This is a genomic window from Enterococcus plantarum (assembly GCF_001730295.1).
Lineage (GTDB): Bacteria > Bacillota > Bacilli > Lactobacillales > Enterococcaceae > Enterococcus_L > Enterococcus_L plantarum.
Genome location: NZ_MIKA01000034.1, coordinates 184,339 through 199,162 on the forward strand (window position 1 = coordinate 184,339; position 14,824 = coordinate 199,162).

Consider the following 14,824-nt stretch of genomic DNA (forward strand, 5'->3'; position numbering starts at 1 on the left):
TGAAAGAGCTCGTCATTAATTGAGAGTTCTTTCATTTATTTTCTGTTAAAAAAAGTTGTGACATAACTTTTTGGAGTTATATCCCAACCTTTTGCGGATAATGAATAATCAGCTATGTTTAAAATAACTATGAACGTTACAAAGTGCTAATTATTCAGCTTAGACTGAATCACAATGTTTCTTCAAAATGGCACTTTTTAAGAAGTGCGCTATTTTCTTTAAAAGCGAACTATTTCTTGAAACAAGTTAAGTATAAAGGTAAAGTAAGTTTTTTTTTGCATAGATATAGTAGAATAACTGTAACGAAATAGTGAAACAATTATGTCTGTTCTTTAAGGAAAGTAAAAGAATAATTGACTTTGAACAGTTATCATTGCATTTTTTAAAAAAAATCATCCCCTTTCTGTTTTATAACAACTAATGGTAAAATGTATAAAGAGGGGTGTTATCAATGGAATTAGTTTATAAGAAGTATCAGTTGCAAACGACGATTATCTATGGCGAAACGTTTGCCTCACAAATCAAATCAGCCTCATTCGATTCAAAACATCTTTTTTTGATTACCAATCAGCGGTATTATGATTTGTTTTCGGAAAAATTCATTCAGCTTTTTGATGACAAACAGGAATTAGATTGGTATATTTGTAAGAATGATTCACATTGTAACAATATAAAAGAGCTGGAAAGCTTATTGGCTTTTTTGTCGGATTTTGACCAGCAACAAGAGTTTCTTTTTCTAGGTGTTGGAAATGAAGGAGTCGTTCAATTAACCCATTTTTTACACGAAACATCTGTGCTAACTTCAGATTGCTGGCTTTTACCACTATCCATCGAATCATTAAGTAAAAGTTTGATTGCTGAAGCTCAAATAGAATTAAAAAATCATCCGGTTTTATATAGTAAAGTGCTAGCAGAAAAAATTATCTATGATCATACCTTAACCACGGGTCAAGGCGATGGAAAACTTGTGGATTTTGTTGTTTTTATCCGTTGTGGATTAGTTTGTAGCCATGATTTTTTACGGATGCTTTTTAAGAACTACAGTGATGCAACTCGATTGAATCAGCAGTCGTTTAATGGTATGTTGGACGAGATGATAGGTTATTACGAAAAAGAAGGACAAACGATCGATCGATTTGGCCAACTGTTTGAACAAGGTTTTTTAGAGACTGAAAATGGTCATTTGTTGTCCAGTCATATGAAACGGTTCTTAGGGTGTTTATTGCAGTTACTCTGGTCTCAAGACGTTAGTCAGTTTTCGTTCCATTATAAGAACTTTATGATCTGGTTGATTCGCTTAGGTTTTCCAGTGGATTTTCCAGAGCAAATTTTAGTCAGTGATTACGTGGAAGGTGTTTTAAAATACGTGAACTGTGGCGAAACAGCTGCTCTTTTAAAAGATATTGGGCAGCTTGATTCTATGCAACAGCCAAAAACGGACGAACTACTAAAAACAGTAGAACAATATAAAAATATATTAAAAGAAATTAGAGGATAAAAGATGACAACACATAGTGAACAAATGCTCCAAGCATTACATGAAGAAGAGTTGGCTCAAGCACAATTGATGCTAGCAGAAGCAATCAAGAAAGATGATGATGATACACTTGCTGATTTAGGAGAAGAGTTATTGTCACTAGGATTTTTAGAAGAGGCTAAATTAGTTTTTGATCATTTGCTGACAATTTTTCCTAATGCAGACGGCTTGAATATTCCTTTAGCTGAAATTGCAATTGAAAATAATTTAATTGACGACGCCTTTGGTTACTTAGAAAAAGTTGATAAAGAAAGCGATAGTTATGTTCAAAGTTTGCTTGTAACAGCAGATTTATATCAAGTAATAGGCATTCCAGAGGTAAGTGAAGCGAAATTAAAAGAAGCGCAACGATTGATGCCAGATGAACCTTTGATTCTGTTTGCTTTAGGGGAGTTGTATTTTTCTAACGGACAATTTAAAGAGGCCTCAGTAGCCTATCAAGAGCTGCTTAACACCCACGTTACAGAAATATCCAATGTCTCAATCAATGAACGTTTGGGAAGCACTCACAGCATGTCAGGCGATTTTGAAGACGCGATTCCATTTTTAGAACTAGCATTAAAAGAAGGTCAAACGGATGATCGGATGTTCCAATTAGCTTTCACTTATCTACAATTACATGAAAATCAAAAAGCAATCGCACTGTTACAACAGTTAAGAGTGCTAAATCCGCATTATCAATCATTGTATTTATCTTTAGGCGAGGCGTTACAAGAAGAAGAGCAACTGGAAGAAGCGCAAACTGTTTTAGCAGAAGGAATCAAAGAAAATCCTTTCCAAGTAGATTTATACCAATTAGCGTCTGAGAATGCTTATCGCCTTCATGATACAGAAAAAGCTGAATCTTTATTGAAGCAAGCACTGGAACTTGGTGAAAAGACGGATGAAACGAGACTTACATTAAGTAATCTGTATTTGAATGAACAGCGTTTCGATGAAGTAGTTGAAGTCATACAACAAATGGAAGAGCAAGGCCATCCATATGGTGAATGGAATTTAGCTCATGCATATAATGAGCTAGAGGAATTTGATTTAGCAAAAGTTCATTTTGAACAAGCTTATCAAGAATTGTCTCATGAACCTGAATTTTTAAAGGAATATGCTGTTTTTCTTCGTGAAGAAGGACAATTAGAAAAAGCAAAAGAGTTATTGCAACACTATCTTCAACACGAGCCAGGGGATAATGAAGCACAATCCCTGTTAGATGATATTGAAGAAAGATAGGTGATAAGATGTTTGTTAATGTAGCTGATAAAAAAGAGTTTTTGGTTTGGCTAGTGAATAATGTCTCATTTAGCCAAAGAGAAGTGTTATGGATTTTGAATTATTTGATTAACCACGAAGCTATTTTAAATAATGTTCATTTCATTGAGCAGGCAGACAAAGCAGTTCGCGGGTTAAAAGTTACGGCAAGAGAACTAGATGATGAACCAATCCAATTGTTCTTGTCAGGAAAAGAATTTAATGATACTGATCAGATTTTCCATGAAATTCGTATGAATTGGAAAGAAGCATTGTTTATAGAATGCATTTTTGATGGTTCTTGGCAAAATAGTCAGTATTTGTCGATTCTGGAAGATAATCCATATGCTCGTTGGAATGAGCAAGTAAGTGATGATGTGATTGAGAGTATCAATGATTTCTTTGCCCATGAAGAAAAACAAGCAAAATTAGACTTGCTATATAGTCAAATCGATTTAGCATTAGAAGATAATAATTATGAGGCTTTTTTAGAATTAACAGATGAATTGAATCGATTAAAATAATAAAAAAGGTGAAATAGCACGAATCCCGTCTGTTTTACCTTTTTTTATTTAGGCTAAGTTAATTGTTTTTTTCTTTTAAAAAGCATTTTTTCAGGTCGAGAATAGGTGAATCCTTCCCCGATGGCTTCATGAACATTGATGACAGAAATGAAAGCTTTGGTATCTAACTCATGAACGATACGTTTAATTTCAATAATTTCACTAGGACTAACAACTACATAAAGAACTTTCTTATGTACTTGAGAGTATCCCCCTTGACCATCTAAATACGTTACACCACGCTCTAAAAGAGCCATAATCACTTCCCCAATATCCTCAGAATGGTCAGAAATAACCAAGATCCCTTTTGCAGCATAGGCGCCATCTAAGACAGAATCGACGACTTTACTAAAAACAAATGAAACAATTAAAGTATACATCATTCTTTTGACATCAATGTAACTCAATGAAAGAATCAAAACTAAAATATCAAAAATCAACAACGAACGGCCCATACTAATGCCATAATTTTTTTCTAAAATACGAGCAACTACATCGGTTCCACCTGTTGTCCCACCAACTCGATAAACCAGTCCACTACCAAGACCTGCAGCAAGCCCGGCTAATAAAGAAGCGATTAATAAATCATGATCTAAATTCACTTCTATCGGGAATCGTTGCCATAACCACAAGAAGACAGATAAAGAAACAGTACCCAAAATTGTATAATAAAATGAATGCTTTCCTAATATTTTTCCGCCAATCAAAATCAACGGAATATTGATGATCAATGTTGAATAGGCTGGATCAATAGAAAAAAGCGCACGTAAAATCAACGTGATCCCAGTTACGCCACCCTCTGCTAGATCATTTGCAATATTAAATGTTACCAACCCAAATGCGTAAAGACATGTGCCAGCCAAAATAAACAGAATGTCTTTAACATAAAACTTTTTTTCTTCCATAATGTTCACTCCTATAACATATTGGTTCATTACACGTATAGCCAAAGTGAAAAACCCTTATCCAGTACTCACTTTATCATTCTCACTATAAAACAACAAGCAGAACCTTTTCAGATGGCGCACTTTTTGATAAGATGAGTAGTAGAAAGGTTGGGGTAAGATGACAGACGACAATCAATCTCTGCATTCCATGCAAGAAGAAGTGGATACGTATATCCAGCAATTTAAAACGGGCTATTTTTCTCCACTAAGCCAGATGGCACGATTAACAGAAGAAGTAGGTGAATTAGCAAGAGAAATCAATCATTATTATGGCGAAAAACCTAAGAAAACAGAGGAGAAACCAAAAACAGTTTCTGAGGAACTTGGGGATGTTTTATTCGTGACAATGATTATGGCTAATTCTTTAGACATAGATTTAACTGAAGCGTTTCAAAAAAATATGGATAAATTCAATCAACGGGATAAATATCGTTTTGAACGAAAGGATGGGCAAACAAATGATTAAAATTTTAGTCGCAGGTTTTAAAGGGAAAATGGGTGCAACCGCAACAAAAATGGTTTTAAATCATGACCAATTTGAGCTAGTAGGAGTATTAGATCCTTTTGAAAAGAAAGGTAATCTGAATGAATTAATTGAGTATCCAACAATTAATGTCCCAATTTTTAAAACGAAAGAAGCCGTTCTTTCTGTTCAGCCTGATGTTTGGATTGATTTTACGATCCCAGCAGTAGCTTATGAAAACACACGATTTGCTATTGAACACAACATTTCCCCCGTTGTAGGGACGACCGGTTTATCAGAAGAACAATTAGCCAAGTTGACTGATCGTTCAAAAGAATTGCAAGTCGGTGGTCTGATTGCACCTAATTTTGCAGTGGGGGCGGTTCTAATGATGCAATTTGCCCAAAAAGCAGCCGAATATTTCCCTGATGTTGAAATCATTGAGTTACATCACGACAATAAACGAGATGCACCAAGTGGAACGGCCATCAAAACAGCCGAAATGATGAGTGAGGTCCGTGCAAAGAAAAAACAAGGACATCCTGAAGAAGAAGAATTGATTGAAGGTGCCCGAGGAGCTGATTTTGAAGGAATGAAAATCCATAGTGTTCGCCTACCAGGCTTGATTGCCCATCAGCAAGTTCAATTTGGTGGGATTGGAGAAGGCTTAACAATCCGACACGATTCTTATGATCGTAGTTCATTTATGACGGGTGTAGCTTTAGGATGCGAAAAAGTAGTCCACTTAGAAAAGTTAGTCTACGGGCTGGAAAACCTATTATGAAATTAGAAATCATACCAGATGAATTTACTCGAGCAGCTAGTGTATTGAAAGAAATTCAAGCGCATGGTTTTGAAGCCTATTTTGTTGGTGGAAGCGTTCGTGATGCATTATTAAAACAATCAATACACGATGTTGATATTGCTACTAGCGCATATCCAGAGGAAATCAAACAAATTTTCCATCGGACGATCGATGTAGGAATCGATCATGGGACCGTTCTTGTATTAGACGGTGAGGAGCAGTACGAGATCACTACGTTTAGAACGGAATCAACGTATCAAGATTTTAGACGTCCTGATACAGTTACGTTTGTTCGTTCTTTAAAAGAAGATTTGAAACGTCGAGATTTTACAATTAACGCATTGGCAATGAACGTTGACGGAGAGATCATCGATTTATTTGACGGGATAGCTGATTTGGAGAGACAAGTCATAAGAGCTGTTGGGAATCCCAAAGAGCGATTTCATGAAGATGCTTTACGAATGATGAGGGGACTGCGTTTTGCCAGTCAACTAAATTTTACGATTGAAGAAAACACACTATTAGCTATTGAAGAATTTCATCCACTTTTAGGAAAAATATCTGTAGAACGTATAGCTGTGGAATTCATCAAACTTTTATTAGGAAAAAATCGGCAAGCTGCACTATTGCCGTTTATCGAAACAAATTGTTATCAATACTGTCCTGGTCTAAAATACTTTGGTGAAGCACTATTTAATTTTATAGAACTTCCCAATAAACAAATTGAATTGGAAAATCAAGCATGGGCTTTATTGATCAAGACAATGAGATTAAAAGAAAACGAGATTCGTAGCTTCTTGAAGTCGTGGAAACAGTCAAATCAAATGATTCAAGAAGTCCAGCAACTAATTTATGGGTTGAATAGACGTCTTTTAGAGGATTGGCAAGTCATGGATTTGTTCGATTTAGGGATAGACGCAGCATTGTCTGTTGAAAAACTGTTGTTTTATTACGGGCAAAAGAGTAAACTTGAAGAAGTAAAAGAACGTTATTTAAGTTTGCCCATTCACGACAGAAAGCAACTTGCTGTTACAGGGAATGATTTATTGAATTATTTCGATAAGAAGCCTGGAAAATGGCTAGGTGATATGATTGAGAAACTTGAGACCGCTGTCGTAAATAGCCAAATAAAAAATGACAAAGAATTACTGCTTGCATATGCAAAAGAGAAGATTGACGAGGAGTGATAGCCATGGAAGAGTTCTCAAAAAAGTTTGTTGTTGGTTCCAAGGATACCGCAAAAGAAATCGGGTCTGGTGATTTAGAGGTATTAGGTACACCTGCAGTACTTGCAATGGTAGAAAATACTGCAAAAGAATACTTGCATAAAGAATTAGCTTCAGAAGAAACAAGTGTTGGTACTCTAATCGAAGCTAGACATTTAAGACCATCTAAAGTTGGCGCGGAAATTATGGTTAAAGTGAAAGTCGAGTCTCAAGAAAAAACGAAAATCAATTTTTCTTTCGAGGCTAATGACAATGAGCAAATCATCGCAACAGGTATCCATCAGAGAGCTGTTATCTTAACAGATGTTTTTTTAGATAAATTAGCTCTTCCTAAGTGATAGTGCGAATGGTGTGACCTAACCTTAAAGTTATGCTAAACTTAGCTTTGTAGAAATTATTTTAGATAAGGAGACTTATATTATGAGTAGAGAAATGACAGGATTAAAATTTTATTTTAGAAATGGTGAAACTTGGACGATTGGTCGTCGTTTTATCGGAGATCTATGGATCAAACACATCACAACTAGCTTTGGCCGTATCCACGGAAGCGAATTTATGGAAATTCATCCGTGCGAAGGCTTTAAAATCGAAATCTTCCAAGAAGGAGATCATGTTCAAACCCATGATATCAACCTTGGTGGGCTAGAATTAGGAATGTTTGCACGTGCTCTAAAATATGAAGATATCGAACGTATGGAAATCTTATATAAAACGGGAACACCAGATTTAGTTTACTTCCCATACAAAGACAAAACTGACGAAGGTTTAGATAACATTTACCAATCTACAAAAGTCAGCGAAAAAACAAAAAGCTTGTACATCGTGATCGATCCAACACAAACGGTTGATGATGTATATGGTGAAGAACTTTAATAACTAAATAAATGGGACCGTAGATTTCTTTTTGGGAGATTCTACGGTTTTTTCGTCAAAATTTGTGAGGTGAAAAAATGAAGGCCATTGAGTTATCGTATAAGGATAGTCAACCCGTTTTGGAATTGAAGAAAGATGCGTTGATACCTAAAAGAAAAAGCCACCAGCTATTAATAAAAGTCGAAGCAGCCGCAATCAACCGTACGGATTTAGTAGCGATAGAAACAGGAAAACTTCCAAAAGGCAATCCGATTCTAGGGGTTGAAGTTTCAGGAAAAGTAATCGAAAGCGACTCAGATTTATTTCCTTGTGGCAGTCGCGTGATGGGACTTGTAAACGGGGGTGGATATGCGGAGTACGCTGTAATGAATAGTGGGAATGCAATGCTTTTATCCGATCAGTTAACATATGAAGAAGGGGCGGCGATCCCAGAAGTCTTTTTAACGGCTTATCAAACGTTATTTTGGCTTGGTGAATTAGGTCCTAATGAGTCTATTTTGATTCATGCTGGTGCTAGTGGCGTAGGAACCGCGGCTATTCAGTTAGTAAAACAATTAACGACTGCTAAAATCTTTGTCACAGCAAGCACGTCTGATAAACTAGAATTATGCCACTCGTTGGGGGCAGATGTTCTAATAAATTATCATGAAGAATCGTTCAGTAAGAGAATTCTGGAAGAAACTAAAGGTCAGGGTGTGAACGTGATCTTAGATTTTATTGGTGCATCTTACTGGGAAAAAAATCTTTCTAGTATAGCTTACGATGGTCGGTTGATTCTCATTGGTATTTTAGGTGGCGCAATTGTAGAAGAAATTAATTTAATGGAGTTATTAGAAAAACGAATAACCATCAAAGGAACATTACTAACGCCAAGAAGTGATGCCTATAAAGCAGAGTTGACCAAAGAATTTTCAATAAAAACAAAAAAGCTTTTTGATAAACATTATTTAAAACCAGTTGTAGATAAAATTTTTTCATTGGAAGAAGTAGAAAAAGCACACCAGTATATGAGGCATAATCAAAATAAAGGAAAAATCATTTTAAAAATAGATGAGTGAATAGTGAGCTGAAAAATGGTGAAAAAGAATAATGGACCAAAAATACAAGAAGAAAAAAAGACCATTCGTGCAATGATTGACATCTATTACAGCAAACATAAAACACCGAAGATAGACAAAGAAAAGTTGCTGTCTTATTCACAACTTCGCTTGGATGTTTGCCGTTTCGGTGAAGAAAAACCAACGTGTAAGCAATGTCCCGTTCATTGTTATCGTCCAGATTACAATGAGCAGATGAAAGAAGTAATGAGATATTCTGGACCAAGAATGACACTGTATCATCCAATTTTAGCGATTAAACATCTTATAAAAGAAAATAAAAGCAAAAAAATAAAGTGTGATTAAAAGATCTAATGAAAGGTTTTTATTTAAAAAGACAGAAAAAAATTAGACATTAAGGAATAAAAGAGGTTGACACACAGTATACGTAGGTATATACTGATAACAATTCTTAAATAAATCAGTTACGGAGTGATTCATATGGTAGACATGAAGCATAATCAATCACAACTGAATAATTATTACTTTAGCTATTTTAGATGAGTTTGTATTCATAACATTGTGGATGCAGACTAGCAAGTTTGTATCTATGATGGCTAGGGGATTTTGAGATGACTTTCAGCCGCGTAGATGAGAAAATCTATAGTGGCTTTTATATTACCTATTTTTTGTGAGGTGTTCACTGTAGATTTTTTTCTGAAAATTTACGTGAATACCTTTTTTGTTTAAAAAATGATTTTCAAGGAGGAAATAAGATGGAAAATACGATTACTGGCCATACGCGCTTGACCGCATTATTCGCGACACCAATTCGTCACAGTGTTTCACCAATGATTCATAATACAGCGTTTCAAGCGTTAGGAATCGATGCCGTATACCTTACATTCGAAATAGGAACAGATGGATTAGAACGAGCGATCGATTCAATCAAAAATTTGGAAATGATGGGTGCCAACTTATCAATGCCGAATAAAATTTTAGCCGTTGACTATATGGATGAACTAAGTGAAGCGGCGCGCTTGATTGGTGCCGTTAACACCATCACCAACGACCAAGGTAAATTAACAGGTCATAACACTGATGGAACAGGATTTATGAGAAGCTTGAAAGATATCGAGGTTGACATTATCGATAAAAAAATGACAATCATTGGAGCAGGTGGGGCAGCTACAGCAATTATTGTGCAAGCAGCTTTAGATGGAGTAAAAGAAATTACTGTGTACAACCGAAAAGATGAGTTCTACGAAAAAATCAAAGAAAAACTAGCGTACATTTCAGAAAATACAAATTGCATCATAACATTACATGAATTATCTGATGAAAATAGTTTGGCAAAAGATGTAGCAGAGAGTGCCCTATTACTAAATGCAACAGGCGTCGGCATGAAACCATTAGAAAAACAAACACCGATTCAAGATTTTTCAATCATTCGTCCCGATCTTGCGGTTTGTGATGTTATCTATACACCTAGAGAAACAGAATTTCTAAAACAAGCACGGTTACGTGGAGCTAAAACAAATAATGGGTTAGGCATGTTACTCTATCAAGGTGCTGCAGCGTTTGAAAAATGGACTGGTCAAGAAATGCCTATAGAAGTTGTAAAACCAATTATTGAAAACAACTAAATCAGAATCTACTGAAGGAGAGAACACCAATGATCGTAATTATGAAATCAGAAGCAACGAAAGCACAAATCAATTCAGTGATAGAACGAGTAAAAAAAGAAGGTTTAGAAGTTCATCTAAGTGAAGGAAAAGAACAAACAATCATTGGCTTGATTGGAGATACTCGAAAAATGCAGGATGTGGCATTCAACAGTTACGATGGTGTTGAAAATGCAGTTAGAATATCTTTAACTTACAAATTAACAAGTCGTGAGTTTCATCCAGAAAATACAATTGTTAATGTTGATGGTGTCAAAATCGGTGATGGTAGCATGACAATGATGGCTGGGCCATGTTCAATCGAAAGTTTAGACCAAATTCGAGAGTGTGCAAGAATTGCTAAAGCAGGCGGAGCAACGATTTTACGCGGTGGTGCTTTTAAACCAAGAACATCCCCTTACGCTTTCCAAGGATTAGAAGAAGAAGGCTTAAAATACATTCGCCAAGCAGCGGACGAATTTGACATGAAAGTCATCACTGAAGTAATGGATGAAGCGCATATTGCTATGATTGCGGAATACAGTGACATTTTGCAAATTGGTGCCAGAAATATGCAAAACTTTAAATTATTACAAGCTGTTGGAAAAAAAGGGAAACCAATTGGCTTGAAACGTGGAATATCTGGTACAATTGATGAGTGGCTAAATGCGGCTGAATACATCGCTGCCCAAGGGAATTTTAATGTGCTATTTATTGAACGTGGTATTCGCACATACGAAACAGCGACACGTAATACACTCGATCTAAGTGCTGTTCCATTAATTAAAAAATTAAGTCATTTTCCAATCATCGTTGACCCAAGTCATGGTGTCGGAATTTGGGATCTTGTTCCTTCAATGGCTCGTGCTGGTGTCGCTGCCGGTGCAGACGGACTTATTGTGGAAATTCATCCAGATCCAATCAACGCATGGTCTGACGGGCCTCAATCATTAAATGAGAAGACTTACTTGCGCATGATGAGAGAAGTCCATATCATGGAAAAAGCAATGAAAGAAATTAATGAATTAGATTAAAAATGAACGGAGAGTATTTTTTCTCTTCACTAAAAAATAGGAGTTGAAACAAATGAAACTCACGGTCACTTTACCTAATCACTCGTATGATCTGACTATTGAAAAAGGATTGTTGAAAAGTATCGGTTCTTGGGTAAAAGAGTTATGGTTGTCGCAGAAAATCGTGATCATAACAGATACAAATGTTCAACCTTTATATGGTGAGCAAGTTCAAAAAAGTTTAAAAGAAGCAGGCTTTGAGACAGCAACCTTTGTAATCAAAGCAGGAGAACAAAGTAAAAGTTTGTCTGTAGCGGCTGAAGTTTATGATGTTTTAGCAGATGAAGGCATGACTAGAAGCGATGGAATCATAGCGTTAGGTGGCGGAGTTGTTGGCGATTTAGCTGGATTTGTTGCATCAACTTATATGAGAGGTCTTCATTTTTTACAAGTTCCAACAACTTTGTTGGCTCAAGTTGATAGTAGTATTGGTGGAAAAACAGCTGTAAATACGAAAAAAGCTAAAAATCTAGTAGGCACATTTGCTCAGCCTGATGGTGTTTTGATTGATCCAGATACTCTGGATACATTGGAGGTAAGAAGGATTCAAGAAGGAATCGCCGAAATTATTAAATCTGCTGCTATCGCAGACCAGGACTTATGGCAAAAATTAGATGCACTGACGGATGAGAATGATTTAAAAGCTCATGCAACAGAAATTATAGCTGCCTGCTGTAAAATCAAACGCAAAGTTGTAGAAGAGGATGAGTTGGATAACGGAGTTCGCTTACTTCTTAACTTTGGTCATACAATCGGTCATGCATTAGAAAACACTGCTGGATACGGCAATTTAACTCATGGCGAGGGAGTCGCAATTGGGATGAGTCAGGTCACAAGAGTTGCCGAAAGTAAGAAACTAACGCCAAAAGGAACAACAGAAAAATTGACTAAAATGATTCAAAAATTTCATTTACCGATTAGATCAAATCAATGGGATCAAGAGCAATTATATGCGGCATTAACACATGATAAGAAGGCACGAGGCGGGAAAATTAATCTTATTTTATTGGATTCGATCGGTGAAGCAAAAATCGTTCGAATTCCAATTGAAGAAATGAAGGGTTATTTAAATTAGGAGGAAATCATATGCGTTTTATTACAGCGGGAGAATCACATGGACCAGAATTAACAGCCATTATAGAAGGGTTACCAGCAGGTATGCCATTATCACCGGAAGATATCAATCTCGAGTTAGCTAGAAGACAGGGCGGATATGGTCGCGGCGGAAGAATGCTGATTGAAAAAGATCAAGTAAGAATCACTTCAGGCATTCGTCACGGCAAAACACTAGGCTCCCCGTTAACTCTTGTTGTTGAAAATAAAGATTGGAAAAATTGGACTTCGGTCATGTCAATTGAAGAAGTTTCGGAAAAAGAGAAAAAAATCAGACGGGTAAATAAGCCACGACCAGGTCATGCAGATCTTGTCGGCGGAATCAAATACCAACACGATGATCTTAGAAATGTATTAGAACGTTCATCAGCTCGTGAAACAACGATGCGAGTTGCAATTGGCGCTGTTGCTAAAAAACTATTAAAAGAACTAGATGTAGAAGTAGCAGGTCATGTTGCGATATTAGGCGGAATCAAAGCTGAAATCCCAGATAACCTAACAGTTAAAGAGATCCAAGAACGCTCTGAAAATTCAGATGTCCGAGTTCTTGACCCGTCAGTCGAACAAGATATTCGTGATTTAATCGACAAAACTAAGAAGAATGGTGACACGATCGGCGGAGTTGTTGAGGTAGTTGTGGGCGGAGTGCCAATTGGATTGGGCAGTTATGTTCAATGGGATCGCAAACTTGATGCCAAAATCGCTCAAGCTGTTACAAGTATTAATGCCTTTAAAGGGGTTGAATTCGGAATTGGATTTGAAATGGGATTCAAACCTGGTAGCCAGGTAATGGATGAAATCGTTTGGGATCAAACAACAGGTTATACCAGAACATCGAACAATCTAGGTGGATTTGAAGGCGGTATGACAAATGGAATGCCGATTGTTGTTAGAGGCGTTATGAAGCCTATTCCAACATTGTATAAACCGTTACAAAGTGTCAATATTGATACAAAAGAACCTTATAAAGCAAGTGTGGAACGCTCAGATAGTACTGCGGTTCCAGCTGCAAGTGTCGTTTGTGAAGCTGTTGTCGCAACAGAAGTTGCCCAAGCAATGCTAGAAAAATTTGGCAGTGATGCTTTTGAACAAATGAAAGAAGAAGTTGAATCGTATCGCCGTTATACTCAAACGTTTTAATAAAAAATAAAAATGGAGAGTGACACGGAATGAATAAAAAGGTTTTGATTGTCGGTCTAGGACTGATTGGTAGCTCATTAGCATTGTGTATCAAAAAAGAACACCCATCAGTCACAATTATCGGAATAGATTGTCAAGAAACTTCAGAAGAATTTGCTTTAAAAAGAAAAATCATCGATGAAAGAGGTAATTCCATAGAAGAAGCTGCTATATTAGCTGATTTCATTTTTCTGTGTACTCCAGTAAAAAGTATGCTGAGTCAACTAGACTTATTAGGTACTCTGCCTTTAAAACAAGAGGTCATTATTACAGATGTCGGTAGTACGAAAGTAGAAATTATGCATGCGGCAAAAAAAGCTGGATTAAAAACGTTTATCGGTGGACATCCAATGGCGGGCTCACATAAATCTGGTGTGACAGCGGCGGATGAAAATTTATTTGAGAATGCCTATTATATTTTAACCTCTCAGAAGGTTGAAAAAAATGACAACGAATTGCAAAAATTGTTGCAAGGAACACGAGCGAAATTTGTAGTACTTACAGCCCAAGAGCACGATCAAATTACAGGAATGCTTAGTCACTTGCCACATATTATTGCTGCTGGTTTAGTTAACCAAAGTAAAGTTTTTAACGAAGAACATCCACGCTCTAAACAATTAGCTGCAGGTGGATTTCGAGATATCACGCGTATTGCATCTTCTGATCCACAAATGTGGACAGATATTCTAATGAGTAATAAAGAAGCATTGTTGGCACTAATGCATTCATGGCAAGCTGAAATGGAACAAGTTTCGACTTGGATACAAAACGGAAACAAAGAAGCGATTTTTCAATTTTTCTACGAAGCAAAGGAAACAAGAAATCAAATGCCCGTTCATAAAGAGGGGGCGATTCCTGCATTCCATGATTTATTTGTGGATGTGCCTGATGTCCCAGGTGTAATTGCCGAGATAACAGCATTACTTGGCAAAGCGCAATTGTCCCTAATTAATTTGAAAATTCTTGAAACGCGTGAAGATATCTATGGGATTTTACAATTAAGTTTTAAACGAGAAGAAGATTCAGAAAAGGCGAAAGAAATTATTGAAAAAGAGACAGCTTACAAGTGTTATGAAAAGTAAATATCGAAATTGCGTGTTGC

16 protein-coding genes are annotated in these 14,824 nt (G+C 36.4%); 15 read left to right on the forward strand and 1 reads right to left on the reverse strand.

Annotated elements, in window-relative coordinates; translation table 11 throughout:
- Positions 1 to 451 precede the first annotated feature (451 nt).
- From BCR22_RS10680 to BCR22_RS10690, 3 genes are read left to right on the forward strand one after another with little or no spacing between them, the layout of a single operon-like run.
- Entirely contained in the window at positions 452 to 1,498 is a 1,047-nt protein-coding gene (locus tag BCR22_RS10680; protein ID WP_069654883.1) for a hypothetical protein, read from the forward strand.
- A gap of 3 nt (positions 1,499 to 1,501) precedes the next feature.
- On the forward strand, positions 1,502 to 2,761 hold the full coding sequence (locus BCR22_RS10685) for a tetratricopeptide repeat protein (protein WP_069654884.1): 1,260 nt from the start codon (positions 1,502 to 1,504) through the stop codon (positions 2,759 to 2,761).
- An 8-nt stretch (positions 2,762 to 2,769) separates the two neighbouring features.
- Positions 2,770 to 3,303 (forward strand): YpiB family protein, encoded by a 534-nt coding sequence (locus BCR22_RS10690; protein ID WP_069654885.1) that lies wholly within the window; start codon positions 2,770 to 2,772, stop codon positions 3,301 to 3,303.
- Between the two features lie 53 nt (positions 3,304 to 3,356).
- Here the strand turns inward: BCR22_RS10690 and BCR22_RS10695 are convergent, their stop codons facing one another.
- Positions 3,357 to 4,247 carry a YitT family protein gene (locus BCR22_RS10695; protein WP_069654886.1) on the reverse strand — a complete coding sequence of 297 codons (891 nt, stop codon included), beginning with the start codon at positions 4,245 to 4,247 and terminating at the stop codon, positions 3,357 to 3,359.
- Positions 4,248 to 4,407: 160 nt separating this feature from the next.
- Here BCR22_RS10695 and BCR22_RS10700 point away from each other — a divergent pair, with 160 nt between their 5' ends.
- From BCR22_RS10700 to BCR22_RS10755, 12 genes are all read left to right on the forward strand, one after another.
- The gene (locus BCR22_RS10700; protein WP_069654887.1) at positions 4,408 to 4,755 is read left to right on the forward strand and encodes a nucleotide pyrophosphohydrolase; all 348 of its coding nucleotides are present in this window, start codon (positions 4,408 to 4,410) and stop codon (positions 4,753 to 4,755) included.
- On the forward strand, positions 4,748 to 5,536 hold the full coding sequence (gene dapB, locus BCR22_RS10705) for a 4-hydroxy-tetrahydrodipicolinate reductase (protein ID WP_069654888.1): 789 nt from the start codon (positions 4,748 to 4,750) through the stop codon (positions 5,534 to 5,536). Before BCR22_RS10700 ends, dapB begins: the two co-directional genes overlap by 8 nt.
- A complete protein-coding gene (locus BCR22_RS10710) occupies positions 5,533 to 6,744 on the forward strand; it encodes a CCA tRNA nucleotidyltransferase (protein ID WP_069654889.1) in 1,212 nt (403 codons plus the stop codon). The genes dapB and BCR22_RS10710 overlap by 4 nt, the downstream gene beginning before the upstream one ends.
- Positions 6,745 to 6,749: 5 nt before the next feature.
- Positions 6,750 to 7,121, forward strand: a complete 372-nt coding sequence (locus BCR22_RS10715) for a thioesterase family protein (RefSeq protein WP_069654890.1) — start codon at positions 6,750 to 6,752, stop codon at positions 7,119 to 7,121.
- A gap of 82 nt (positions 7,122 to 7,203) precedes the next feature.
- Positions 7,204 to 7,656 carry a hypothetical protein gene (locus tag BCR22_RS10720; protein ID WP_069654891.1) on the forward strand — a complete coding sequence of 151 codons (453 nt, stop codon included), beginning with the start codon at positions 7,204 to 7,206 and terminating at the stop codon, positions 7,654 to 7,656.
- 77 nt (positions 7,657 to 7,733) lie between these two features.
- On the forward strand, positions 7,734 to 8,714 hold the full coding sequence (locus BCR22_RS10725) for an NAD(P)H-quinone oxidoreductase (protein WP_069654892.1): 981 nt from the start codon (positions 7,734 to 7,736) through the stop codon (positions 8,712 to 8,714).
- Positions 8,715 to 8,729: 15 nt separating this feature from the next.
- Positions 8,730 to 9,059, forward strand: a complete 330-nt coding sequence (locus BCR22_RS10730; protein WP_069654893.1) for a nitrous oxide-stimulated promoter family protein — start codon at positions 8,730 to 8,732, stop codon at positions 9,057 to 9,059.
- Between the two features lie 410 nt (positions 9,060 to 9,469).
- Complete coding sequence (gene aroE, locus BCR22_RS10735) at positions 9,470 to 10,339, forward strand: shikimate dehydrogenase (protein ID WP_069654894.1); 870 nt, start codon at positions 9,470 to 9,472, stop codon at positions 10,337 to 10,339.
- A 29-nt stretch (positions 10,340 to 10,368) separates the two neighbouring features.
- Entirely contained in the window at positions 10,369 to 11,391 is a 1,023-nt protein-coding gene (gene aroF, locus BCR22_RS10740; protein WP_069654895.1) for a 3-deoxy-7-phosphoheptulonate synthase, read from the forward strand.
- 52 nt (positions 11,392 to 11,443) lie between these two features.
- On the forward strand, positions 11,444 to 12,505 hold the full coding sequence (aroB, locus tag BCR22_RS10745) for a 3-dehydroquinate synthase (protein WP_069654896.1): 1,062 nt from the start codon (positions 11,444 to 11,446) through the stop codon (positions 12,503 to 12,505).
- A gap of 11 nt (positions 12,506 to 12,516) precedes the next feature.
- A complete protein-coding gene (gene aroC / locus BCR22_RS10750; RefSeq protein ID WP_069654897.1) occupies positions 12,517 to 13,683 on the forward strand; it encodes a chorismate synthase in 1,167 nt (388 codons plus the stop codon).
- Positions 13,684 to 13,712: 29 nt separating this feature from the next.
- Positions 13,713 to 14,804, forward strand: coding sequence for a prephenate dehydrogenase (locus BCR22_RS10755; RefSeq protein WP_069654898.1), 1,092 nt, complete (start codon positions 13,713 to 13,715; stop codon positions 14,802 to 14,804).
- Positions 14,805 to 14,824: the final 20 nt, after the last annotated feature.

Coding starts and splice junctions, on each gene's coding strand:
- BCR22_RS10680 (WP_069654883.1), top strand. CDS start 452: ATGGAATTAGTTTATAAGAAGTATCAGTTGCAAACGACGATTATCTAT.
- BCR22_RS10685 (WP_069654884.1), top strand. CDS start 1,502: ATGACAACACATAGTGAACAAATGCTCCAAGCATTACATGAAGAAGAG.
- BCR22_RS10690 (WP_069654885.1), top strand. CDS start 2,770: ATGTTTGTTAATGTAGCTGATAAAAAAGAGTTTTTGGTTTGGCTAGTG.
- BCR22_RS10695 (WP_069654886.1), bottom strand. CDS start 4,247: ATGGAAGAAAAAAAGTTTTATGTTAAAGACATTCTGTTTATTTTGGCT.
- BCR22_RS10700 (WP_069654887.1), top strand. CDS start 4,408: ATGACAGACGACAATCAATCTCTGCATTCCATGCAAGAAGAAGTGGAT.
- dapB (WP_069654888.1), top strand. CDS start 4,748: ATGATTAAAATTTTAGTCGCAGGTTTTAAAGGGAAAATGGGTGCAACC.
- BCR22_RS10710 (WP_069654889.1), top strand. CDS start 5,533: ATGAAATTAGAAATCATACCAGATGAATTTACTCGAGCAGCTAGTGTA.
- BCR22_RS10715 (WP_069654890.1), top strand. CDS start 6,750: ATGGAAGAGTTCTCAAAAAAGTTTGTTGTTGGTTCCAAGGATACCGCA.
- BCR22_RS10720 (WP_069654891.1), top strand. CDS start 7,204: ATGAGTAGAGAAATGACAGGATTAAAATTTTATTTTAGAAATGGTGAA.
- BCR22_RS10725 (WP_069654892.1), top strand. CDS start 7,734: ATGAAGGCCATTGAGTTATCGTATAAGGATAGTCAACCCGTTTTGGAA.
- BCR22_RS10730 (WP_069654893.1), top strand. CDS start 8,730: ATGGTGAAAAAGAATAATGGACCAAAAATACAAGAAGAAAAAAAGACC.
- aroE (WP_069654894.1), top strand. CDS start 9,470: ATGGAAAATACGATTACTGGCCATACGCGCTTGACCGCATTATTCGCG.
- aroF (WP_069654895.1), top strand. CDS start 10,369: ATGATCGTAATTATGAAATCAGAAGCAACGAAAGCACAAATCAATTCA.
- aroB (WP_069654896.1), top strand. CDS start 11,444: ATGAAACTCACGGTCACTTTACCTAATCACTCGTATGATCTGACTATT.
- aroC (WP_069654897.1), top strand. CDS start 12,517: ATGCGTTTTATTACAGCGGGAGAATCACATGGACCAGAATTAACAGCC.
- BCR22_RS10755 (WP_069654898.1), top strand. CDS start 13,713: ATGAATAAAAAGGTTTTGATTGTCGGTCTAGGACTGATTGGTAGCTCA.